At 58.4% G+C, this 24,109-nt stretch carries 19 protein-coding genes and 3 pseudogenes; 11 read left to right on the top strand and 11 right to left on the bottom strand.

Annotated features, from left to right (window positions below; genetic code table 11):
• The first annotated feature begins 76 nt into the window (after window positions 1–76).
• Both DV706_RS17270 and DV706_RS17265 read left to right on the top strand, forming a co-directional pair.
• Complete coding sequence (locus tag DV706_RS17270) at window positions 77–1,288, top strand: phosphoglycerate kinase (protein WP_006065807.1); 1,212 nt, start codon at window positions 77–79, stop codon at window positions 1,286–1,288.
• 503 nt (window positions 1,289–1,791) lie between these two features.
• Complete coding sequence (locus DV706_RS17265) at window positions 1,792–2,082, top strand: helix-turn-helix transcriptional regulator (RefSeq protein WP_006065808.1); 291 nt, start codon at window positions 1,792–1,794, stop codon at window positions 2,080–2,082.
• A 242-nt stretch (window positions 2,083–2,324) separates the two neighbouring features.
• Here the strand turns inward: DV706_RS17265 and DV706_RS17260 are convergent.
• Window positions 2,325–2,533: pseudogene (locus DV706_RS17260) on the bottom strand (IS630 family transposase); the annotation flags it as partial.
• A gap of 14 nt (window positions 2,534–2,547) precedes the next feature.
• Between DV706_RS17260 and tnpA (DV706_RS17255) the strand changes: the two are divergent.
• Window positions 2,548–2,760, top strand: a pseudogene (tnpA, locus tag DV706_RS17255) (IS200/IS605 family transposase); the annotation flags it as partial.
• Window positions 2,761–3,257: 497 nt separating this feature from the next.
• Here the strand turns inward: tnpA (DV706_RS17255) and DV706_RS17245 are convergent.
• Window positions 3,258–4,022, bottom strand: coding sequence for an IclR family transcriptional regulator (locus DV706_RS17245; RefSeq protein ID WP_006065810.1), 765 nt, complete (start codon window positions 4,020–4,022; stop codon window positions 3,258–3,260).
• A gap of 410 nt (window positions 4,023–4,432) precedes the next feature.
• Complete coding sequence (locus DV706_RS17240) at window positions 4,433–5,290, bottom strand: BKACE family enzyme (RefSeq protein ID WP_006065811.1); 858 nt, start codon at window positions 5,288–5,290, stop codon at window positions 4,433–4,435.
• A gap of 196 nt (window positions 5,291–5,486) precedes the next feature.
• Here DV706_RS17240 and DV706_RS17235 point away from each other — a divergent pair, with 196 nt between their 5' ends.
• From DV706_RS17235 to DV706_RS17220, 4 genes are all read left to right on the top strand, one after another.
• Window positions 5,487–6,263, top strand: a complete 777-nt coding sequence (locus DV706_RS17235) for an SDR family NAD(P)-dependent oxidoreductase (RefSeq protein ID WP_006065812.1) — start codon at window positions 5,487–5,489, stop codon at window positions 6,261–6,263.
• Window positions 6,264–6,397: 134 nt separating this feature from the next.
• Entirely contained in the window at window positions 6,398–7,681 is a 1,284-nt protein-coding gene (locus DV706_RS17230; RefSeq protein ID WP_006065813.1) for a sugar ABC transporter substrate-binding protein, read from the top strand.
• Between the two features lie 2 nt (window positions 7,682–7,683).
• Window positions 7,684–9,261, top strand: a complete 1,578-nt coding sequence (locus DV706_RS17225; protein WP_206537761.1) for a sugar ABC transporter ATP-binding protein — start codon at window positions 7,684–7,686, stop codon at window positions 9,259–9,261.
• A gap of 103 nt (window positions 9,262–9,364) precedes the next feature.
• On the top strand, window positions 9,365–10,264 hold the full coding sequence (locus tag DV706_RS17220) for an ABC transporter permease (RefSeq protein WP_049889752.1): 900 nt from the start codon (window positions 9,365–9,367) through the stop codon (window positions 10,262–10,264).
• A gap of 201 nt (window positions 10,265–10,465) precedes the next feature.
• Here the strand turns inward: DV706_RS17220 and DV706_RS17215 are convergent, their stop codons facing one another.
• The 5 genes from DV706_RS17215 to DV706_RS17195 all read right to left on the bottom strand — a co-directional run bounded on the left by DV706_RS17215 (window position 10,466) and on the right by DV706_RS17195 (window position 16,304).
• Window positions 10,466–12,142: an aldehyde ferredoxin oxidoreductase family protein gene (locus tag DV706_RS17215; RefSeq protein ID WP_006065816.1), complete on the bottom strand. Its 1,677-nt coding sequence runs from the start codon at window positions 12,140–12,142 to the stop codon at window positions 10,466–10,468.
• Between the two features lie 41 nt (window positions 12,143–12,183).
• Complete coding sequence (locus DV706_RS17210; RefSeq protein WP_240756910.1) at window positions 12,184–13,332, bottom strand: RNA-guided endonuclease InsQ/TnpB family protein; 1,149 nt, start codon at window positions 13,330–13,332, stop codon at window positions 12,184–12,186.
• Window positions 13,332–13,751: an IS200/IS605 family transposase gene (tnpA, locus tag DV706_RS17205; protein WP_006068041.1), complete on the bottom strand. Its 420-nt coding sequence runs from the start codon at window positions 13,749–13,751 to the stop codon at window positions 13,332–13,334. The genes DV706_RS17210 and tnpA (DV706_RS17205) overlap by 1 nt, the downstream gene beginning before the upstream one ends.
• A 206-nt stretch (window positions 13,752–13,957) precedes the next feature.
• Window positions 13,958–14,713 (bottom strand): SDR family NAD(P)-dependent oxidoreductase, encoded by a 756-nt coding sequence (locus tag DV706_RS17200; RefSeq protein WP_006065817.1) that lies wholly within the window; start codon window positions 14,711–14,713, stop codon window positions 13,958–13,960.
• A gap of 130 nt (window positions 14,714–14,843) precedes the next feature.
• Window positions 14,844–16,304, bottom strand: a complete 1,461-nt coding sequence (locus DV706_RS17195; RefSeq protein WP_006065818.1) for an aldehyde dehydrogenase family protein — start codon at window positions 16,302–16,304, stop codon at window positions 14,844–14,846.
• 124 nt (window positions 16,305–16,428) lie between these two features.
• On the opposite strand from DV706_RS17195, the gene DV706_RS17190 reads away from it, so the two are divergent.
• Window positions 16,429–17,502, top strand: coding sequence for an amidohydrolase family protein (locus DV706_RS17190; RefSeq protein ID WP_049889753.1), 1,074 nt, complete (start codon window positions 16,429–16,431; stop codon window positions 17,500–17,502).
• 2 nt (window positions 17,503–17,504) lie between these two features.
• Window positions 17,505–17,912 (top strand): metal-sulfur cluster assembly factor, encoded by a 408-nt coding sequence (locus tag DV706_RS17185; protein ID WP_006065820.1) that lies wholly within the window; start codon window positions 17,505–17,507, stop codon window positions 17,910–17,912.
• 195 nt (window positions 17,913–18,107) lie between these two features.
• Here DV706_RS17185 and DV706_RS17180 read toward each other — a convergent pair whose 3' ends face one another.
• Window positions 18,108–20,120 carry an AMP-binding protein gene (locus DV706_RS17180; protein WP_006065821.1) on the bottom strand — a complete coding sequence of 671 codons (2,013 nt, stop codon included), beginning with the start codon at window positions 20,118–20,120 and terminating at the stop codon, window positions 18,108–18,110.
• A gap of 193 nt (window positions 20,121–20,313) precedes the next feature.
• Here DV706_RS17180 and DV706_RS17175 point away from each other — a divergent pair, with 193 nt between their 5' ends.
• On the top strand, window positions 20,314–20,712 hold the full coding sequence (locus tag DV706_RS17175; protein ID WP_006065822.1) for a universal stress protein: 399 nt from the start codon (window positions 20,314–20,316) through the stop codon (window positions 20,710–20,712).
• Window positions 20,713–20,962: 250 nt separating this feature from the next.
• Window positions 20,963–21,575: pseudogene (locus tag DV706_RS17170) on the top strand (IS630 family transposase); the annotation flags it as partial.
• A 443-nt stretch (window positions 21,576–22,018) separates the two neighbouring features.
• On the opposite strand, the gene DV706_RS17165 reads toward DV706_RS17170, so the two are convergent.
• Both DV706_RS17165 and DV706_RS17160 read right to left on the bottom strand, forming a co-directional pair.
• Window positions 22,019–22,360 carry a cupin domain-containing protein gene (locus DV706_RS17165; RefSeq protein WP_006065824.1) on the bottom strand — a complete coding sequence of 114 codons (342 nt, stop codon included), beginning with the start codon at window positions 22,358–22,360 and terminating at the stop codon, window positions 22,019–22,021.
• A gap of 228 nt (window positions 22,361–22,588) precedes the next feature.
• Window positions 22,589–24,106, bottom strand: a complete 1,518-nt coding sequence (locus DV706_RS17160) for a M20 family metallopeptidase (protein WP_006065825.1) — start codon at window positions 24,104–24,106, stop codon at window positions 22,589–22,591.
• Window positions 24,107–24,109: the final 3 nt, after the last annotated feature.

Here is a 24,109-nt window from a genome sequence, read left to right as displayed (position 1 = left end):
GTCCAGCGGTCCATCTGATCACAAAACGACGTCCAGCGGTCGGTAAGCGGAGACGCACACGCACGAACTCCCAGCTATGACTACGTTTCGAACCATCGACAACATAGCGCCCGATCGCCGACTGCTCGTCCGGATCGACGTCAACGCTGCCGTCGAGGACGGCACCGTCCAGGACAGTCGCCGGTTCGCCCGTCACGCCGAGACGATCCAGGCACTGCTCGCGGACGACCACGCCATCGCCCTGCTGGCCCACCAGGGCCGGCCGGGTCGGGACACGTTCGTCTCGCTCGAGGAACACGCCGAGATTCTCACCGATCACCTCGACCACCGCGTCGAGTTCGTTCCCGACACCGACGGCAATGACGCACTCGCGGCCATCGACGGCCTCGAGTCGGGAGATGTGCTCTTGCTCGAGAACACCCGGATGTGCGATGGGGAGTTACCTGAGGAAGACCCCGATACGAAGGCCGAAACGGACCTGGTCCAGACACTCGCTCCCGAGTTCGACGCCTACGTCGGAGACGCGTACTCGGCCGCCCACCGATCGCACGCCTCGATCGTTGGCTTTCCGCGCGTCATGGACGCATACGCGGGCCGCGTGATGGAGACGGAGTACGAGGCGAACACGGCGCTCCGGGACCGCGAGTTCGACGGCACGGTCACGATGATACTCGGCGGGACGAAGGCCGAGGACGCGATCCCCATCGTCGAGCAGCTCGACGACGCCGTCGACCGGTTCTGTCTCGGCGGCGTCGTCGGCGAACTCTTCTTGCGCGCGGACGACCGCGATGTCGGCTACGACGTGGGCGGGCCGGAGCTCTTCGACCACCAGTGGGACGAGCACCAGGAGACGCTCGAGCGCGTGCTCGAGGCCTACCGCGACCGCCTCTATCTCCCGACCGACCTCGCATTCGAGGACGACCGCGGCGAGCGGGGAGAGACGACCCTCGAAGGCGTGTCGAAAGAGCGCCCCTTCCTAGACGTCGGATCGAAGACGGCTGCGCGGTATGCCGACCTCGTCGCCGGATCCGAAGCCGTCTTCGTCAAGGGCGCGCTCGGCGTCTTCGAGGACGAGCGGTTCGCTCGCGGTACCGTCGAGGTCCTCTCGGCTATCGCGGAGGCCGACTGCTTCTCGGTCGTCGGCGGGGGAGACACCGCCCGCGCGTTCGCGCTCTACGACCTCGACGAGGCGGACTTTACGCGCGTCTCGATCGCCGGCGGAGCGTACGTCCGCGCGCTCACCGGCGAGCCGCTGGTCGGGGTAACGGTGCTCGAGTACGACGGCTGAGGAGCCTTCGTCAGTTCGGCGGGGATGCCCGCGATCGCCCTCCACGACGCGGTCAACTCTGCGGGCTCGACGATGGCGACGTCGCTTGGGATCGTCCACTTGAGCGCGACGACTGCGGCGCCGTACTCGAGCGCCGTTCCCACGTCCGCGCCGGAGAGGCGGCTCGCAAAGAAGTCGCCGACGAAGGCGTCTCCGGTGCCGACGGATCGACCGTTTCCGCCTCGAACACCGGGCAAGCGTGGAACGTCCCGTCCCAGTATGCCATGGCATCGTCTGCGCCGCAGGCCACAACGACCGTCTCGAACCGCTAGCGATCGGCCAGTCCCGACGCCACCTCGTTGGGTCGCGGGTCGCCCCGAGGATGTCACTCACTCACACCACCTCCACGGTCTGGACTGTTCACGACCAGTAGTCGTTTGCTGCCGGGCTCTCGCCAACAGTACTGTCAGTCAGGGAAATCTATGCTGCATATAATTACCCCCGCTGCAGCCATCGGCCAGAATATGCACTATATGACTGGCTTTCAACGCGACGTGCTCTATGCAATCGCCGGCTACGACGAGCCACACGGACTCGCGATCAAAGACGAACTCGAGAATTACTACGAGACGGAGATTCTCGCCGGACGACTGTATCCCAACCTCGACACGCTCGTCGGCAACGGACTCGTCGAAAAAGGGACGCTTGATCGGCGAACGAACTACTACACACTAACGCGTCGTGGTCGACGCGAGACCGAAGCCCGACGTGAATGGGAACAACAGTATGTTGGTGAGCTGCTCGCAGACTCGTAGCTCAAACACCGTCAAACATATTTTCCAAGCGGTTACCCGAGCTCGAGAGCCGTCTCTATGCTGTCTTTCCCGAAATTTTCACAGCTAGTGAATCACTAGACGACGGTGACTTACCACGAAGAATCACCTCACTCGAGGCGGCACGCTGGAACGGTCGTGACTGCACCCTCGAGCGTCGACTCGAAGTCTCGAAGGGAGATCCGTGACTCGATAACTCGAATGACAGGCAACTACAGTGGTCGTTAGAAATAACCACTCACCTCTGGCAGCGAGAGTTGATCAAGAGCGGTATCGACCGCTGTTGTAAGTGCAGGTAGCGAGTCGAAGAACCGGTTGCTAAGTGCTGATTGAAGTTGTCTCCAACACGCTTCGAATCGAGAGAAAAGCGATCACCGTCCTCGGTGATCGGGCCCAGCAGCCACGTCCAGTCGCGTTGTCCAGACAGTTTGATTTCTATCTAACGGTATGCCACGAGGGTACAGTCGAGAGCGAACGTCGGTTCACAACCTCCACTACCACTTCGTGTGGTGTCCGAAATACCGCAAGCCGGTGTTAACGGACGAGGTTGCCGACCGCCTCCAACAACTCGTCGAGGCAAAAGCCGACGAGTTCGACCTCACCATCCTCCGACTGGCAATCCAGCCCGACCACGTCCACCTGTTCATCACGGGCAACCCTCGCAGAACACGAGTCGTGAGGTCCAGGGCCGTGTCGAGTGCCACGAGTGTGGGTTAGAGGACAACGGCGACAAGAATGGTGCGTCGAACATCGGGAAACGAGCCGTCGGTAAGGACATTCAGAGCCCGCTATCGACGGTGGGGGCTGTTGTGGCTCAGCCCGAAACGCAGGTCGTACTCGAGGGAATCAACGGTGAGATGGAACCTGCGAACTCCCCGGAAGACGTGGGCCTAACCCTCAGTGAGGGAAGCCCACGACTTTAGTCGTGGGAGAAGTCACCTCAGCATCTCCTCGACAGCGATCTCGTCGAGATGATCCACTACTCCCACAACACTATTTGAGTAAAAACTTCTAACGGATACTATATCTCACTCTACCACCGTTCCCCTATTCAACCCTTTACAATAGTATGTGTGTAAATACAATCGCCGGTGGGGTACGCCATTCGATCGAGCTGATTTACACACATATGGCTGTAATCCTATCGCGGGATGGAATCACGACATGGAGATCTCGAGTTCGAACTCGTTTGCGACACCGAGTAGAATATTCGGAATCGCCTCTTCGAATCGATCGTCGGTGAGCCGGTTGGCCGGACTGGCAACGCTGAATGCCCCGACAACACGGTTATCGGAGCCGTTTACGGGGACACCAACCGCCTTGATTCCATCAAGTTGTTCTTCATAATTGAACGCGATTCCTCTCTCGCGAATCGTGTCGAGTTGGTCCAAGAGAGTTTCCTCATCAGTGATGGTGTTTTCCGTCGCTGCAGGAAGGTCTCGCTGCTCAATGATCTCCATGACTGTACTGTGTGGCAGTTTCGACAGAATAGCCTTTCCAGACGCGGTTTGATGGAGATTGAACTGTTTGCCGACGGTCGAATACGTCCAGACTGCGTGTTTGCCCGACGACGTGTGAATGTAGACGCCGCGTCCGTTTTCTTCGACGGCAAACACCGCCCGGCAGTCAGTTTCTTCTGCGAGTTGATCGGTATACGACGCCGCGACTCTGTAGGCTTTTTTTCTGTTCCGAACGTAGTCGCCGTGATCGAGAAACCGAAGGCTGAGGTAATACTCATCACCCTGTTTGACCGCGTAGCCGTTCGACAGCAACGTTGACAGGTGTGAATGGACAGTACTCGGTGCGAGCTCGAGTTCATCGGCCAGTTCCGTTACTCGGCCACCATCCAACTCTCGAAGCTTCTCTACGACTCTGAGCGAGATAGTGGTCGTCTGTAGTTCACGATTTTCTGTGTGGTCCATATGAGTTCCGTAGTGTGCCACCTATATAAAATTCGCCTCTTGCGAATGGGGTATCGGTTTCGTCTTTCGATGGCCGATCAGAACAACGAGAGACCCTCTCAACGATACGTAGATCTGAACCCAATCTCGAAAGAGAACTTCCTACATGGCGGGTTCGACACCCTCGAAAACTGTTTATTGATAATGAAAAACGAGTTGCACCGTTTGCGTCCCTTCGGACACGGTGTGGGATGTCGGATTCAGATCTGAAAGACATTCCAATGAAACTGTAACTCGAGAATTACGTAGGCGTGACAGGGGTCGATCACATAATTAGATTTCGTATATATCATTCGCCTCTCCGGAATAGTTCACCGGCTAGTCTCGGCCGGTGCGTTCGTACCGCAGCTGCTCGTCAGCGATACTGAGTTTCACTCTATTCCAAGCATCTCACGCGCCTCAGCTGGAGACGCAATCGGGCGTTCTAACTCTTCTGCGATTCGGGCAGTGCGACGGACGAGTTGTGCGTTGCTCTCCGCCAACTCGTTTTTTCGATAGTAGATGTTGTCTTCCATGCCGACCCGTACGTGTCCGCCGAGTGTAATCGCCATCGTCGTCAGCGGAAGCTGGTGGCGACCAACCGCAAGCGCTTGCCACTCGACGGGGTCCGGAAGGTTGTCCACGAGGTTGATCAGATTCCGTGGATGGGCGGGTGTCCCGGTCTGCATGCCCAAGATGAGTGTACACCAGTACGGTGCATCGAGCAGGTCTTCGTCGATGAGATGCTGCATCTCCGGGATGTGCCCCGGATTGAAGATCTCGAGTTCTGGCTTGACACCTGCTTCTCGCATCTGATCGGCGTACTCCTCATTTTGCTCGCGTGGATTGATCGCCGTTCGCGTCTGTCCGAAGTTCATCGGCCCGATATCGACGGTCGCCATATCCGGTCGCGGCTCGGTCTCGAGGATCGGTGCGATCCGTTCCTCCCTGGAATAGATGCCGCCGCCACCGGTGGTGAAGTTGACGAGGATATCATCGCAGTACTCGTCGATGGCGTCTCGTATCGCTTGGTATCGTTCGAGATCTTTGGTCGTCTCACCGTCGTCGGTTCGGGCGTGAATATGCACGATCGATGCCCCTGCTTCTTCACAGTCACGGACGTCTCGAGCGATCTCTTCCGGCTTGAGCGGGAGGTTCGGGTTTGCCTCTTTGCCGTGATGGCCGCCGGTCGTTGCGACGCTGATGATCAGCTTTCTGTCAAAGTAGTCCTGATAGCCACTGTATGGCATACGTCTCAGATCTGCACTCTTGTATTTATATGTTCCGGTCCGCTGAAGATCGATGCATGACGCAGGCTCTTGAACTGCCAGTAGAGGCCTGCTACCGGCTCCTGACGACGGACGATGATGAAATAGCGGTTACCGAGTGACCTCCTCATCTGTGGTCGACAGTAAGTTTTTATACTAGAATGGGCGTCTTTCATACATGCGTTCGGATAGCACAGCAGTAGTTACTGGTGGTGGCCGTGGAATTGGACAAGCGATCGCTGTCGAATTAGCGAAAGACGGCGCCGATGTCGTCCTCGCAGGAATCGACGAAGGCGGAATGGAAGAGACAGTATCGCTCATCGAATCGGAAGGACAGCGGGCAATCGACCAGTATACCGATCTCAAACACTACGAAAGCGTCCAGTCGAGCATTGACACCGCACTCGAGGAGTTCGAGAGCATCGACATTCTGGTGAACAACGCAGGTATCGCCGGCCCAACTGCGTCCTGCGAGGAAGTCTCCGTCGAGGAGTGGGACGATACGATCGACGTCAATCTTCGCGGGCCGTTCTTTGCCTGCAAGGAGGTGCTTCCAGTGATGAAAGCACAACAGTACGGCCGAATCGTCAACGTGGCCTCTGTTACGGGCAAGCGCCCACTCGAGCAACGAACACCGTATGCGGCGACAAAGATGGGACTGATTGGGTTTACACGAACACTCGCAGCGGAAGTTGGTGAGTACAATATTAACGTCAACGCGATCTGTCCGGGATCAGTTGACGGGCCGCGTATCAGACGAGTGTTCGAGCAAAAGGCGGAGTCGACCGGTCAATCCTACGAAGACGTTCGCCAGGCTGCGGAGTCGGAAAGTCCGCGCGGTGAACTGGTCGAGCGGGAGGATATCGCCGAGTTAGCAGCGTTTCTCTGCTCCGACGAGTCCGAGCGAATTACCGGACAGGACCTCAACGTTTCCGCTGGGAAGGTCATGTACTGAGCCAGTTCGAAGCCGTCCGTCCGTCGACGCTGGAACCTGACTCGACTGAAGCCGAGTGAGTGCGATTACAGATCCTCATAGATAATCACCCAAAATTATTTATACCACCACCATAGACAGAGTAACGGAGAAGCATGGTGAAGCATAACACCGAACAGACTAGACGGGATTTTGTAAAAACTACGGTCGCTGGGAGTGCTGCGGCTGGACTCGCAGGACTTGCAGGATGTGTTGGAAGCGGTGACGAGGACCCAGAGGCCGTCGGCTCGGTCGCGAACCTCGAGAACTCATACTGGCTGTCGTGGCAGAGGGGGTATGAAGAGGCGTGTGAAGCGTTCGGCTACAAGACGAACCTACAGACGAATGGGGGGAACGTCGACCAGCAACAGTCGCAGTTCGATACCGCGGTTTCGAACATGGCCGATATGATCGTCGGCCAGACGTACACGAACGCAGCAGCGATTTCGCTTGCGGAGACGTGTGTTCAGGGTGGTGTGCCGACAATTCTCGCTGTGACGATCGCCGACTGGTATACGCCACTTGACGCCGGACCCGAATACGTGCAGTTTTTCACACCTCACTTCGTCAATCACGCCTACACCTCTGCAAAGGTCTTGTTCGAGGAAATGGGTGGTGAGGGATCATTCGTCCACATCGAAGGCAATCGCGGCACAGCTCCGAACACCGGTCGGAACGCCGGACTAGAGTTGGCTCTCGAAGAGTATCCCGACATCGAACGGCTCGAGCCGGTACTCCAAGGGAACTTCATCCGAACGGATGCTCGGGATGCGATGTCCGACCTCATTTCGACGCACGGAGACGACATCGAGGGCTTCTTCGGACAGAACGACGACGTCGCGATCGGCGGATTACAGCGACTCGAGGAGGCCGGCTACGATGTTCCGGTCGTCGGAATCGACGCGACCGAACCGGCGCTAGAACGCATTCGAGATGGTCGGATGGTTGGCAGTGTCTCCGGGATGGGGCCGTGGCAGGCAGGTTGGTCGGTTGCCAAAGCCCACGACTTCATCCAAGGATACGAACTGACCGACGCGGAACGAATGATGTCGTTCAACGCACCGCTGGTCGTCAACGATCCGGACGAGTGGAGTGATCGGATCGGTGACGAAATTGAACTCCCCATCATTGAAGTCGATCAGTATGAAGCGGACATTTTCGACGGCGAAACGCCGTACGACTGGGAACTGATGTCGAAAGCGGAATCCGGCGAGGACGCGTGGGACCCACAGATCGGGATGAGTCCGATGGGACGAGCGGATATCGAAGAACTGCTCGAATGGGACGACGACGATCGCAGCGACGATTATTCGTTGCCGAGCGTCTACGACGATGACGATGAACTGTCTACTGTGCAGGCACTGTACGACGAACAGTTCAACAGTAACCCACTCGAGTAACTATGAGTGAGAAAAGCATGGATACCGGACCAACGAACGCTGTCGACACTGACCCACCGACCACTCGGGAAACGAGCCTGCGCGTCGAAAACATCTCGAAATCGTTTCGACACGTCGATGCGCTGACTGACGTCTCCCTCGAACTCAACACGGGTGAGGTGGTCGGACTCGTCGGTGAGAACGGCGCCGGCAAGAGTACGCTCCTCAACATTCTCACGGGGGTACTGGACCCTGACGAAGGGCAGCTGTACAGAGACGATCAACCGGTTACGTTCGCCGGTCCACAGGAAGCCGCATCGTACGGTGTCTCGCTGGTTCATCAGGAACAAGACGTCATCACGCATTTCAGAGGGTACGAAAACCTCTTTTTAGGACGAGAGCGTGAATCGATGGGGCTGTTGCGAATGGACGAGATGAGCAGCGATGCCCAGTCGTTCGTCGACGATCTCGGTATCGATATCGACGTCGACAAGTTCGTGAAGAATTATTCGTTCAACGAGCGACAGATGCTCGAGATTGCGAAGTCGTTTCATGTCTCGAGCAAAGCGGAGAATCCGGTTATCCTCCTCGACGAACCGACTGCGGGACTCGAAGAAGACGGCCGTGAGCTGCTGTTCGATCTGATCAACGACCTCCGGAACGAAGCGACCTTCGTGTTCGTCTCGCACGAGCTCGATGAGGTCCTCGAAATTACGGACCGGATTTACGTGCTAAAAGACGGGGAACTGGTCGACGAATACGAGACCGACGAGGCGACACAGGATGCCCTCCAGCAGAGTATGGTCGGGCGAGAAACGTCTGCAGCGTACTATCGCGTTCCTGATCAGCGACGAGAATCAAACCTTGGTGATCCCGTGTTCGAAGCGAACGACCTGCAACACGAAGACGAGATCGGGCCGGTTTCGTTTTCGGTTCGGCGTGGGGAGATCTTCGGGATCGTCGGCGTTGAGGGCTCCGGAAAAGAACGTCTCGGCAGAATCCTCGCTGGAGACACGCCAGCGACTGACGGGACACTCTCTGTTCTGGGAGATGAGGTGCAACCGGACTCTCCGGTGGATATGGTTGATGCTGGTGTCGGATACATTCCCAAAGATCGCAAGTCCGAGGGACTGTTGCTGTACCAGTCCGTGTTGAAGAACACATCACTTGCGATGGTCCGTGATATGTACGGACGCCTGCCGTTTCTCGACACGAAAGCGGAGTCATCGATTACCGAAGAGACGATCGAGGACTTAAATATCAAAACACCAAGTGCGAACTCGCTCGTTCACGGGCTGAGTGGCGGCAATCAACAGAAGGTGGTCATTGCCCGATGGCTGGCCCACGAAACACCGGTACTGGTGATGGACAACGTGAGCCGAGGTATCGATGTCGGTGCGAAAGAAGAAGTGTATCGCCTGTGCCGGGAGTTGACTGAAGAGGGGATTTCGATCGTTCTTATCGGCGACGAACTCCCAGAGGTGATCGGCTTATCGAACCGAATTGCGGTTATGCAAGACGGCTCGTTTGCCGATGAACCGATCGATGCCTCGCCCGACGCGAAACCAACCGAGGAGGAGCTAATCCAGCTGATGGTCTAATATGAGTACAAACAACCCAACAGATACTATTCGAAACTGGTGGCACGAACAACGAGAACAGCGGACGCGACAGGACTGGATCATCGATCTCGGGCCATTCGTGATGCTTTTCGGCCTGATGATTCTGTTTAGTATCCTCAGTAGTAACTTCCTCACGTACGGGAACCTGATCAACAACGTTGCGGTGAATAGCGCGTTGCTCTTGCTGGTTGCGCTGGCAGGGACGTTCCCGATCCTCCAGCAGAGTATCGACCTCTCGGTGGCTGCACTGGTTAATCTGTCCGGCGTGCTCACCGTAATCTTAGTCGCGCAGTTCGGGTTCCTGGCGATCCCGATGGTCCTCCTAGCGGGGATGCTTGCGGGCTTTGCAAACGGCTACGTGTTCGCCAAACTGAAGGTCCCGTCGTTTCTGGTCACGCTCGGCACGATGTCCGTGATGACGGGTATCGCTTTGATCCTCACGGGCGGCTCGAGCATCAACTTCAGAAACGATGCGATTCGGGGGATCGCCACCGGTGAGTACCTCCCCGGTATCCCGAATCTCGTCTTCTGGTCGGTCCTGATCTACCTTGGGACCGTCTTCCTCGCGTTGCGAACGAAGTTCGGCCGGTACTGCTATGCGCTGGGTGAAAACGAGCGCGTCGTCGAACTCTCCGGCGCGAAAGTGGATCGGTACAAGATCTACCCGTTCGTGCTCTCCGGACTCCTGTGTGCGATCGGGGGGTTCTTACTCGCCGCTCGGCTGTCGTCGGCTTCGCCCGACGCGGGGACGGACCTCCTGTTACCGAGCATTGCCGCAATCGTCATGGGTGGGACCGCACTGACCGGCGGCGTTGGTGGCCCACACCGAACGATCCTCGGCGTCCTCGTCATCGCCGTCCTGCAAAACGGGATGAACCTGACCGCAGTCGACCCCTTCGTTCAGGAGATTATCCTCGGCGTCGTCGTTGTCGTCGCCGTTGCGCTCTCGATCGACCGACGGAAGATCGACGTGGTCAAGTAGCGCAGTCGGCGACCCACCGTCTGTTCGATTTCGAACACTGTGTTCGCTGTACCGGACGGTACGGGTTCACCACATCGGTCGGTACGTTCTCTTGTCGACTGGCGACTGTCCTCGAGACCCTGTTACCCGACGAGACGAATCGTGTTGGTCGTCCAAAAACCAGCTCTCAGAATGCCTGTCGTCAGCCCCTCCGGTTTCCGTTTAGTCGTCGGCGAGCATCTCTGTCGCGTGACTGGTCGTAACGGTTCCGTCACGCGCCCATCCTCGACGATCGTAGTACTCGTCTAAGGCGTCCTCGAACGCAGGGAGCTCATAGGGCAATGAGTCGTCGTCACGGTCGAACCCACGCTGGCTGTTGAAGTGGCGCTCGAGCGTGACGACACGTGATCCGATCTCGAGTAGGGACTCGTACTCGGCGTCGAACAGCCCCTCGAACCGATCCGGCGTCATAAAGCTCCGCGAGAACCGACAGACGATCCCACAGTCCTCCAGTGCGCGGGCGTTTTCCTGTTCGATGACGACCGCGGGTTTCCCCTCGAGGCCGGTCGGTTCGAGCGCATCGTCGGCGTCGACGAGTGGGTACTCCCAGGCGTACATCGTCGAGAACATGTGGTCTGCGCCGCGGTTGGCGACGGCGTAGGACAATCCCTGTCCGTGAAGCGTGCGGCCGTCGTGGGCGGCAAAATCGAGCCCTTTGACCGTCCAGTTCTCGACCTCGAACTCCTCGTGGAACCGCTCGATGCCTTCCGCGAGGCGGTCACCGACGCCGTCTCGATGGGCGATATCGGCGACGAGGTCGTGGATCAACTCGACGTTGCCGAACTCGTCCTCGGATGCCAGATAGGCCGCAACGACGTTTCCACAGGTGATCGTGTCCATCCCGTAGCGGTCACAGAGCTCGTTCGACTGCATGACGTCGACGATATCGTCGACCGCACAGTTCGAGCCAAAGGACATGACGGTCTCGTACTCGGGGCCTTCGGTCTCGACCCCGCGCTCGTCGTCTTTCGTCGGGAGTTTGCACGCGAACGCACACGCAGAACAGGTCCCACGCGTGTATTTGCGGTCTTCGACGGCATCGCCGTTGATCCCCTCGACACCCTCGAACGAGAGCTCCGAGAAGTAGCGCGTCGGGAGAGCCTCAACTTCGTTTGCGAGATCGGTGACGCTCGTCGTTCCCTGGCGTTTCATGATGTGGTCCGACGTCGCGGCGTCACGGTGGACATCCATCTGTATCTGTGGCACCTCGATATCCGGCGCCGAGTCGCCGTCGAAGGTGATTGCCTTGACGTTTTTCGAACCGAGGACGGCACCGAGACCGCCGCGCCCGAACGCGCGGCTTTCGGTCGTCATGATCGAGGCGAACCGGACGCGTCGTTCACCCGCTGGGCCGATACAGGCCACGTGTTCTGACGACAGCCCATGCGTTTCGTCGATATACGTCGTCACCTCGGGAACCGTCGCGTCTTCTAGCTCCGGGACGGCTTCGAACTCGACACCCTCATCAGTCACGTGAACGATCAGGAGTTCGTCGCTCTGGCCGGTGATTTCGACGGCAGCGTTGCCCGTTGCGGCGAAGTTTCGAGACATGAACCCGCCCGCGTTCGATGAGAGCAGCCGGTCCGTTTGTGGCGAGATCCCGGTACAGTTCATCCGTCCGGTGAAGCTCATAGTCGACGCCTGCATCGGCCCTGTCGTGAAAAAGAGGCTGTTCTCCGGCCCGAACGGGTCGGCGTCGAAGGGCACGCGCTCGTGGGCAAGTGCAGTGCCAACGCCACGCCCGCCGATGAATCGCTCGAGGATAGTGTCAATGGCTGTTTGCTCGCTCGTCTGCGTACTGACGTCTACGGTGAGGAGTGGTCCCTCTGCGTGTAGCATACAGAGATACTCGAGGTGCCTAGTTAATGAACTACCCCACCCTACTTCGCTCGTCCTGCGAACTCGCTCGTTGAGGATGGGGTTTCTGAGTCAACTCTGAGACGTACACGAACCTGTGCAGCGGTCTCGTCATCGTCGCCCAGTTCAAGGGACGGTTCATACATGCCCCCGAGACTGGATAGCGGGCTCTGAATGTCCTTACCCAGTCCTTTCTTTCCAATATTCGTCGCACCGTTCTTGTCAGCGTTATCGTCCAATCCACACTCATCGCAAAGATGCCGACCCTGACCGACTCGCTCCGTATTCTCTTTCTCACCACACCGCCAGCACGTCTGACTGGTATTGTACTCGTCTACAATCTTCACGCCAATTCCAGCGAATCGTGCCTTGTACTTGATGTACTGAGTTAGCGTGTAGTGAGGCATCGAGTGCAACCGACGGTTCATCTCCGACCCCATATCCTGATTCTGAATACCTTCGAGATTCCCGATGACGATGAGAGCATTCCGCCCCTTAGCGTCCTCAACAATCTGTCGGCTAATCTTGTGGAGTCGGTCATCAATCGCACGCCACTCGCTATCCTTTGCGGACACGAGCGTCTCGTATGCTCCCTTCTCTTGGAGTCGAGTGCGGAGTTCCTGATGGTGTCGGCGTAGTTGCCGAATCTCTTCGCCGTAGAACGTGGTGTCCCGAGAGGGCAGTGCCACCGACACTGCAACCCATCGAGAGCCTAAATCCACAGCGAGAACACCATCATACTCATCCTTCAACTCGACGTTCTGTTTTATCGAGAGGTGAGCGTAGTACTCGCCATCTTCCTTGACAATTTTCGAGTCTTTCACTTTAGCGTCGTCAGGAATCGATTCGTGCGGATTGATTGGAACGTTGACTCCGCCGTACACCTGCGAAACTGGAATCTTCATCCACCAGTCCGCTAACTTGGTGTCGTGCTGCTCAACATCGAACACGTCATTGCGGATGAACCATGGGTACTCGTGGTCGTCTCGCAGGTTCTCTGTGTCGATGTACGCATCGGCAGCTTGCTTCGTGGCGGAGTACAGGTCGGCGTCGTCATCGCCTCGGATGTAGGCTTGGAACTCGCTGAACTCGTAGTCGAGTGCCTCTTGCTTCGTCTGAGTTAGCTCGTCGGTGCGTATCTTGGCAACGATAGTCTTCTCTGCATCCAGCATCATTCGTCATCACCTGCCGAGCGTTGGTTCTCGACGTATTCTTTCAGTACATCCAGCGAGACCTGTCCCGTACTGATGAGACAGTACGAGTTCGACCAGAATTGGTCACCCCACAGTTTGTCGTCCAGTTCGTCTTCGTACTCGTTGCGGATGCGTCGGGCTGATGCTCCTTTGAGGACGTTGACGAACTTGGCGAGGTCTGTGGTGGGTTCAGCCTTGAAAACGATGTGGACGTGGTCTTCGTCGGCTTCGAGATTTTTGATTTCGACGCCGTAGTTGTCTGCAAACCCGTTGGCGACCTCGTGAAGGAACTCCGTTCGTTCCGCTGTGAACACGTTCTGTCGGTATTTCACGACGAGAACAAGGTGGTAGTGCAGGGAGTACACGGAGTGCGCTCCTGTGTCGAGGTCGTATTCCATTGGGTTCGTTCCTATATTGGGTAACCAAAACTAAAAGTATTATGCTGTGTTGCGTTTCTGTGGTTGTATCGGAATAGCGTACGGCTGTATCCCCGCCCTACTGCGCTACTCGCTCACAGTGTTCGCTGCGTTGCTCCTTGAGGACGGGGACTTAGCCTGCAAAAGTTAAAACTGCACTCCGTTCGAACGGGGATCGTGGCCGCCGATCAGGCAGTGAACCCGCCGTCGACGACGATGTTCTGTCCGGTCACGAACGATGCTTCCTCGCTCGCCAGAAACAGTGCGGCGTCTGCGACCTCTTCAGGTTGCCCCGGCCGACCGAGCGGCGTGTTCTCGACAAGTCCCCCGGCAGTGTCGCCGTCTTTCGTCGTCATCGCCGTCTCGATAAGCCCCGGATTTAACGCGTTGACGCGGATATCGTGTGGTCCCTGTTCGATCGCGAGCTCTCGAGTCAGGTTCGTCACGCCGCCTTTCGACGTACAGTACAGCGAGGAGTTCTCGAGGCCGCGCAGACCCGCAATCGAGGACATATTCACGATCGAGCCGCCATCAGCCTGTGTTTGCATTTCCTTGATCGCGGCCTGACAGCCGAAATAGACTCCCTTGAGGTTGATGTCCATCAGCCATTCGAAGTCCTCTTCGGTCGCCTCGACGATCGGGAGCTGTCGTTCGACGCCGGCGTTGTTGACCATCACGTCCAGCGAGCCGTACGCCTCGACGGTCCGGTCGATCGCATTTCGGATGTCGTCGATGGACGTGACGTCCGTTTCGACGTACTGTGCGTTCCCACCGTTCGCCGTGATCAGTTCGTGTGTCGGTTCGCCGCCGAGTCGCGGGTCCTCGCGGACGTCCGCGATGGTGACGTTTGCTCCCTCTTCGGCGAATCGGCGAGCGATTGCACGTCCGTTCCCCGACGATGCGCCGGTTACCAGTGCCGTTGTATGTTCCAGTCTTCCAGTCATAGTTCTAAGCGCCTTGGATAGGCCGTCATGTGTGCGGATGGTCCGCATGCAATAATAAGTTCGTGTTTCGGTCGCCGTCCGAACGCCGCATCGGCGTGGCGATGACCCTGTTCGCGAGGGAGAGTTCCTCTCAGTCCCGCGATGCGATATTGAGACAGACGTTTTTGAGTTGCGTGTAGTTGTCGATCGCCTGAACACCGTTTTCGCGGCCGATCCCACTCCGTTTGAAGCCCCCGAACGGTGTTTCGTTGCCGCCGGCGAACCACTCGTTGACGTAGATCTGTCCCGCATCGACGTCACGCGCAAACCGGTGGGCGCGGCCGACGTTTTCGGTGAACACGCCCGCCACGAGTCCGTACGGTGACTCGTTAGCTAGTTCGATCGCCTCCTGTTCGTCCGCGAACTCGATGACGGTCAGCACTGGTCCGAAGATCTCCTCTCGAGCGATCCGCATGTCATTTTCAACGCCGTCGAACACGGTCGGTTCGACGAAATAGCCCGCCCCATCGAGAGTCTCGCCACCGACGACCGGCTCACCAACCTCAGCTCGTCCGACCTCGAGATACTCGGTCACGGTCTGAAGCTGTTGTTCGGAGACGAGCGGACCGACGTCGGGGTCGTCGACGCCTGGACCGACGGTCAGCGCCTCGGTTCGACGTTTGAGTTCATCGACGAACTCGTCGTGGATCGTCTCGTGGACCAGCAACCGCGATCCTGCCGAACAGACCTGGCCGGCGTTCGAGAAGATCCCCGTTATTGTCTCGTCGACAGCGTGGTCGATGCTCGCGTCGGGAAAGACGACGTTCGGACTCTTTCCGCCGAGTTCGAGATGGATATCTGCGACGTGTTCGACTGTTCGCTTCGCCACCTCGACGCCGGTCGCTTCCGAGCCGGTGAACGTTACAACGTCAACTTCCGGACTCCCGACGAGCGTGTCACCCGCCTCGAGGCCGTCGCCGGGAACGATGTTCAACACACCCTCGGGGAGCCCGACCGAGTCGGCAAGTCGTGCGATTTCGAGTGCACCGAGGGGCGTCTCCTCTGCTGGCTTGACGACCGCGGTGTTTCCGCCCGCGAGCGCGGGCGCGACGCTGCGCGCGAAGAGATAGATTGGAACGTTCCACGGGACGATGTGCGCCGAGACGCCGAGCGGTTCCCGGATCGTGTAATCGACGTGGTCGCCGTCGAGGGGAATGCTCTCGCCTTGAATCTTGTCGGCGAGGCCGCCGTAGTACTCGAAGTGTCTGGCAGCCCGTTGCACCTGCGTTCGCGCCGCCGAGAGCGGTTTCCCGTTCTCGAGCGTTTCGATGCGGGCGAGTCGTTCTTCGTCCTCCCGGATCGCCGCTGCGAGACGGCACAGGAGTCGGCTCCGTTCCTTTGGTCGCGTGTCTTGCCACTCGTCGCTGGCTCGCCGTGCCGTTTCGACGGCCGTCGCGACGTCATCGCTCGTCGCGGCAGGGACTGTCGTGATCGGTTCGTCCGTCGCTGGATCGATGATCTCGAGCGTCTGGTCGTTCGATGCAACTCGTTCGTCCCCGTCGATAAACAAGCCGTACGGCTCATCGAGAGGCTTCTCGCTGGATGTCGGCATCGATACTATCATTCGAGCAGTAGCTGTTAATTGTTCTGCCTGATTGATCTGTGAGCAGTGTGTCGTCTCCTGATCGGATCAAACCCAAACAGTTATTAATGATACCCCGGAACAAACATACCGTATGTTAGCGAATGTCGACCTTGTAGTGGACTCCGTCTCCCACTGCTTCAACCACACGCCGGAGAATCACAAACACCCGCACGCGCAGCGATGGGACGACGAAACGTACGAACTCGGTGAGAAACTCCTCCCTGACGAGTACGTGCCCTCGGAAGACGTGTTCTACCGCAACCACCAGCCGGAAGAACTCGCACGGCTGCTGTTTCTCGAGAGTCAGATCGATTACAGCGTCTACCATTCGCTCCCCTTGGACGACTACTTCCACGACGGGTACGTCTCCCGCGAGAAAGGATTCGAGTTCTGTGAGCAGAACCCGGATCGTACCTCGATGTACGTCGACATCAACCCGCTCGAGGACGACGCAGTCGATCAGGTCGAGGAGTACGCCAAACGGGATGTCGTCGAAGGGATCAAGCTCTACCCATCTCGGTACCAGAACGGCCAGGATCTCTCGCTGCAGCTAACCGAGGACGCGGTCTGGCCGATCCTCGAGGCCGCAGCCGACTCGGACGTCGACACCGTCGCCATGCACAAGTTCATCCCGTTTGCAACGGCGCCGGTCCGATACTTCCGAACGGACGACGTCGAAGACGCTGCGCTGTCTTTCCCGGACATCAACTTCGAGATTATCCACGCTGGGTTCTCGTTCCTCGAAGAAACCGCGTTCGCGATGGCGAGTCACGACAACATCTACGGCAACTTAGAGAACACCGCCTGTCTGGTGAACACGCGACCGCGGAAGTTCGCGAAGATCCTCGGCGAGTTCCTCTACTGGGTCGGCTCCGATCGCCTGCTCTTTTCCAGCGGCGCAACGGCCCTCCATCCCCAGCCGCCGATCGAGGGAATCTGGAACTTCGAGATGCCCGAAGATCTCCAGGCTGAATACGACTACCCCGAAGTGACAGAAGAGGACAAGCGAAACATTCTCGGAGGGAACGCACTGCGCATGCTCGACAAGGATCCCGACGAGATCCGATCGAACATCGAAGGCGACCGATGGGAACAGCTGCGCGAAGAGCAGGGACTGACGGACTCGTTCCCCGAACCGTGGTCGACGTACGAAACGACGGTGTAACGATGGCAAGTCATATCACTCCCGAGCAGTCGTTTGAAGACGAACGAAAAGCCGCGGTCCGCTCGGCGCTGTCGAACGTGCTAGATCCCTGTAGCTGTGCGAGCGAGCATCCGATCAATCTCGTCGACTTCGGCCTCATCGAGGAAATCGAGATCGACGAACGCGGCCATGTTGACGTGACGCTCTTGCTCACGTCCCAGCGCTGTACGTACTTCATCGCTATGAGCGACGAAATCGTCGAGCGAGTCGGGCAGCTGCCGGCTGTCGAGAGCGTCGACGTTCATCAGTCGACGGAAGGAAAAATCTGGACGCCGGACCGGATGTCCGAACAGGAACGAACGGCCCGCCGGGAACGCTTCCACGAACGGATGGAAAGCGCCGGTATTACGCCCCACGCCGAACGGAGTTAGTACAACCCACCACACCCATAGCACACCGCTCAGCCGCCGAATCACATCCGTGTCTGCTTTTCACTAGTCAACGAAACAGAACGATAGTCACCGCTGAAAATCAGTGCATCGATCGCACGACGGCGCTGCGTCGGTGTGGAATCCGTTTCAGGTGTGATGGTCTCGGACCGAGTACGGAAAAACTGACCAGCGACGCTATCGAGGCGTTTTGATCGACTCCAACGCCTCGGGTTTTTCGAGACTACTCAGATCGCCAGGTTCGTCTCCCTGATAGATGCTAGAAATAACTCTGCGGATGATCTTCCCGGACTGTGTCTTCGGCAGTTCGTCCACGAACAGGACTTCTCGTGGGCGGAACGGTTTCCCGTGTTCGACGCCGACACGTTTGCGGAGTTCCGCGCGAAGCTCATCGGATGGCGTCGTCCCGGGCTCGAGAACGACGTAGGACACGACGGCCGTTCCAGTAGTGTCGTCGGGGACGCCAACGGCAGCAGCCTGATTCACAGCCGAATGGTCGATGAGTGCGTCTTCGATTTCGGCCGGACCGACCTTTCGACCGGCGATGTTGAGCGCGTCGTCGGCACGGCCGTGCAGGAACCAGCAGCCGTCGTCGTCCTTTTGGGCCCAGTCGCCGTGATCCCACAGGTCCTCGAAGTTCGACCAGTACTCCGTGAGATAGCGGTCGTCGCCCGACCAGAGCGATTTCGTCATCGATGGACAGGAATCTCTCGCGACGAGGTAGCCGCGTTCGTGATCGTCCGCGATCGACGCGCCGGTGTCGTCGACAATGTCGATGTCCATCCCGAGGCCGGGGCCGCCGAGTGTACAGGGTTTCAGCGGCTGTGTCGGCATGGGCATCAGAAAGCAGCCCATGATCTCGGTCCCGCCGGAGATGTTGATAATCGGTGCCTCACCGCCGCCGACGTGCTCGTAGAACCAGTGCCACGACTCCTCGTCCCACGGCTCGCCCGTCGAGCCGAGCAGCCGAAGCGAGGAGAGGTCGTGGCCCTTGAGCCACTCGTTCCCGTGCTTTCGCAGCGCGCGGATTGCGGTCGGCGAGATGCCGAACTGAGTAAGTTCGTGTCGGTCGATCATCTCCCAGAACCGATCCGGCTTGGGGTGGTCTGGTGCGCCCTCATACATGAACATCGTTCCGCCGAACGTGTGAACGCCGATCATCGTCCACGGCCCCATCATCCAGCCGATATCGGATACCCAAAAGAAGCGATCAGCGGGCTTCAGATCGAAGCCGAAATGGAGTTCCTTCGCCGCCTGTGTGAGCGCCCCCGCGTGGGTGTGGACGATTCCCTTCGGTTTCCCCGTCGTTCCCGACGAATAGAGGAGCATCGACTCCTGACTCGAGTCGAGCGATTTCGTCTCGTAGTCGTCGTCTTGGGATTCGACGGCGTTGGCCCACCACTCGTCTCGCTCGTCGACCCAGGGGACGGTTCGATCGGTCTCGGAGTCGCTTGAGCCAAGCCGGTCGAAGACGATCGTCCGTTCGACGTGGCCCGCTTGCTCGATGGCTTCGTCGGCGGCCCCTTTCAGGGAAATGGCGTTGTCGCGACGGAGGAACCCGTCGCCGGTGAAGAGTACGCTGCACTCGGAATCGGCGATTCTCGTTGCGGTCGCTTCGACACCGAAGCCGGAGAAGATCGGGACCGCGATCGCGCCGACTTTGAAACAGCCGTAGAGGATCGAGACGACTTCGGGCACCATTGGCATGTAAAGTCCGACCGTATCGCCCGTCTCAATGCCGCAGTCCTCGAGGGCGTTCGCGACCTGATTCGACTGCCGGTCGAGTTCGTGGTAGGTTATCTCCCGGACCTCGCCGTCTTCGCCCTCCCAGATCGTCGCCACTTTGTTTCGCCGCTCGTTCTCGAGGGTGGCATGGCGATCCACGACGTTGTGGGCGATGTTGAGTTCGCCGCCGGGATACCAGTCCGTAAACTGCGGCCCATCGCTGGTTTCTCTGACCGTTTCGTACGGTTCGTAAAACTCGAGTCCGAGATAGTCAATCAGTTGGTCCCAGAACCACTCTACGCCGCTTTCGTCTTCGCCCGGTACCTCGGCCGTGGTCCGATTGATGAGCTCGGTGTAATTTTCGATGTCGTACCGATCCATGAACGCGGTGACGTTCGCGAATTGGATGAACTCGCTGGACGGTTCGTGCACTACTGCTGTCGCTTCCGCAACTGGCTCTGTCATGGCCTCAGTGATACTGTGTGACGGTGTCCATGATAAACTATCGGATACACTCGGCTTGACGACTCACTGCACTCGAATCCCATTTGAAAGCGTTCGTTTCGACACTCTCCAGTCGATCACGCTCACTGAATAACTCGATCACACATCTGGAATAATACAAATCACTTATGCTCTGAACCATCAATATGCGGTCGTGTACCACATACTTGTACCCGTCGACGAACACGTCGATCGCGCACAGATGGAACTCGACTATCTCAAGTCGCTTCCGGCCGACCGTGATGCGACCCAGATCACCGTTGCCCACGCATACGAGAACGAACCGAGAGACGATCGGCCAGTCGAGCGTCCGGAAGCCGTTCGGGTCGCCATCCGAGAACTCGAAGCAGACGGGTTTGCCGTCCAACACCGGGAAATTAGCGGTCCGCCATCGGATGGAATCATCAGCCTGGCTGACGACCTCGAGGCAGATGCGATCGTCATGGCCGGGCGAAAACGGGCACCGACTGCGAAGGTCGTCTTCGGGAGTGTCACTCAGTCGGTTATTCTCAACAGTACCTGTCCCGTGACCGTCGTTGGCATCAGCGAGTGAGTTCCCGATTGGCAACAGCTGGGAGACGAGGTGGCTAGCGACGTTCCTGTATCGAAACACGAATCTGCTACCACCGGCCAGTAGTCCACTGTCGTGGTAGTCCGGACTGAAGCCAGATTCGCGGGTGTCCTTTCCATATCGCTGTCCAGCCCGGACTCGAGGATACCTGCCACCCTATTCCTGCTAACACAGTTGTGTGTCTCTACAGTAACCGTTAAAACTTTTTACTCGGACATTGTTATTGAGTGCAATGGATCATCTCGACGAGATCGCCCTCGAGGAACTGCAAGATGCCCTCGACAACGTGGAGGGAAAGAAGCCGACAAAACGACTCTTAGCGGCAATAGCGTACAAAAACGGCGTCACGCAGACTGAGTTAGCTGAGTGGTACGACGTTCAGCGACGGACGATCTATAGCTGGCTCAAACGACTCGACACCGACGAGTCGCTCGAGCACGCCGTGACTGATGCTCACCGATCTGGGAGGAAACGGAAGCTCTCAGAAAAAGAGCAAAAAGAGTTCGAAAAAGCGGTCCACGAACCGCCCGAGGAAGTTGGTGTCGACGCGCCGGCGTGGACCCCGGCGCTGGTCCAGCAGTATCTTGGCGAAACGTACGATGTCGAATACTCGATCCCGAGCTGTCGACGGTTGCTCAAAGAAGCTGGGTTGAGCTATCAAAGACCACGCCGTACAGCCGCTAAAGCTGATGTTGACGAGCGAGAAACGTTCCATGAGGACGGCGGGAAATGGACACCACAGTAGTCTGTATCACTTAACTCACGAAATCTGTCCAAGTTGAGCCGCGTGGATTCCACGCGGCACGCGCCCGTCTATCGAATTATCCGAACAACGCGACTGGACATGACTCTTGGGCGCAATTCGAAGAGTGCTGATGACAGTTACAAATAGCTCCCGGCAACCGGTTTTTCCATCCACTTGACGAGTTAACAGCGGCGGTCGATACCGCTCTTGATGAATCCCCTGTACAAAAGTGAGTGACTATTTCTAACGTCTTCTATGAATACAAAATCGATGTACCGATTGATTTACCAGAGTAGTTCCATCCCAAGATTTTCTGTAGATCTCGGAAAACGCGAGTTCAGCAGGTCTTGACCTACCTGATCGAAATCGTATTGAGTAACACTGACATTCTCCTCGATGTTCTGTATGGGACAGGAGTTTAGCTGAATTGAGGTGCTAAGCCCCCTTCCTCAGCGAGCGTCGAAGACGCGAGCAGGGAGGGTGGGGTAGTTCACACGCGGGAGGGGGCAAGTTGTGCCATAGACGAACTCGAGTTCACTCGTCTCACTCACGAATGCCGTACGAGGTGGGGTTAGCCGACGGCCCGAGGACAATCAGGATCGTAATCTCCTCGGTGATATGGAAAAAGTCGTGCTCGAGGTCGGGTTCGACGTAGACGAGATCACCCGCCGCAATCTCGTGAGTGTCATCGCCAACGCGGAGCTTGCCTGACCCCGACAGGATGTAGTACAGTTCCTCTTCGTTGTGGGAGTTCTTCGGGACGGCACTGTCAGCGGGATACTTGCCGACTTCGATGGTGAGTGGCCCCGCAGTGAGCACCTCCTTGTGCTTGAGTTCAGCCGAATCGAGGTCGTCGACCGCGTCGGTGATCGAAATGAGAGTCATTTGTTACCGCTTATCATACAACGGCTTAACATTTTTGCCTCTGATAGTTCCTAGCCGAGTGTCTAACGCCCTGTGACGGCCGAGAGAAGAGGTAAATGCCGAATTTGCCCGCCATGGCGATTGCCCTGCAAATGCTCCGATCTCTGTCCGAAGGTGAAACTGAATATGGTTACCCGGACTCGAGTTCGCCAGAAGCACAATCTCGGGGAAAATACACCGTGACGGCTCTCAAACCACGCCGAGCTGTCGAATCGTCAACTCGAGCATCGCTTTGGCGCCGTCGATGACGGACTCGCGTTCGACGAACTCGAGTGGCTCGTGAGAGAGTGCGCCAGCCGGGCCGTACTCGACGATCGTCGGCAGGCGCGTGGCCGAGTAGATCGACGCCGCGTCGGTCACCCCGGGGGCGACGGTCACGCCTGGGTCGTAGCCGACCGTCGACCGTGCCGCTTCGATCGCTTGCGAGACAAACGGATGGTCCCGTGCTGCCTCGCGAGAGTCTGCCAGCGCAACCGGTGGGAAGTACTCGGCAGGGTCGACCGTCGCGGTCACGTCGACGTCGCCGGCTTCGGCCTCAATGTGGGAGGCGATGGTTTCCTCGAGGTGGGCCCGGATCGCATCGGGGTCGTTCGGATACGCCTCCCACCGGGGAAAGCGCACGTCGAAGGTCGTCTCACACCAGTCGGGGACGGCGTTCACGCCGGCCCGCTCGAGGCTCCCCTCACGGTCACGCCGGACGTCGCCGCCGATGATTGTCGTGCCGGCCGCCACCGTGAGTTCGCCAAGCAGCGAGTCGTCGATGAACGGCGACGCGATCGCCTCGCGAAAGGACGGCTCCTCGACGGTCGCCAGCCCTTTGGCCGTCTCGAGAACCGCGTTCGAACCCAGATGCGGCGTCGAGGCGTGGGTCGACTCGCCCTCGACACTGAGAGTGACCCATGCGAGCCCGCGGTGGCCGACCGCGGGCACGAATCCGTAGGAGCCGTCCATGACGACCACCGCGCCCTCGGGATCGGGGAATCGCTCGGGGAACCAGCCGGTTCGATCGCCCCGGCCGACCATCGCTTTCGCGCCGACCTGGGCGATCTCCTCGCCGACGAGGTGGCCGTGGACGAGCGTGCCACCGAGCGTGTGGTCACCAAGAGCACTCTCGAGGGCACGTAAGGCCCCGACGAGACAGACGACCGATGCCTTGTTGTCGTAGGTGCCACGCCCGACCAACACATCGCGTTCGGTGTCGTCACGACGGTCCCAGACCCAATCGTAGGCGTCGCGGATGGTGCGTCTCTCACGTTGTCCGTCGACAGTAAGCTCGATAGCTCCCGGCTCGGGCCGGCGGACCGTTCCCACGGAGACGTCGTAGGGGTCGGTGCCCGGCCAGTCAGCGTCGTCACCCGGTGCGACCGTATCCGTGTGGCTCGTACAGACGAACAGCTCGTCGGTGGCTCCCTCGAGGACCGCATAGCAGTTCTCCCGGGGGCCACGGTCGTCGTCGGGTACGCGCTGGACGTCGAGTGTCGCTCGATCTGTCTCCGCCTCGAGCGTGGCATACAGCGAGCCGACGACCGACTCGGGATCGTCGTGTGTTCCCTCCCTGCCGGTCACGCTCGGCCGCGAGACGAGATCGGAGAGGAACTCGAGTAACTCGGCTTCGTGTTCGTCGATCCACGCCCGGCCCTGGTCGATGACGTCCCGTGCCGGCGTCTCGAGATCGGCGCTGTGTGTTTTGCCCTCGGATGGCTCCATACG

The organism is Natronorubrum bangense, from assembly GCF_004799645.1.
Lineage (GTDB): Archaea > Halobacteriota > Halobacteria > Halobacteriales > Natrialbaceae > Natronorubrum > Natronorubrum bangense.
Note: the sequence above shows the minus strand (reverse complement) of the source record. Positions and strands in the feature narration are given on the sequence as shown.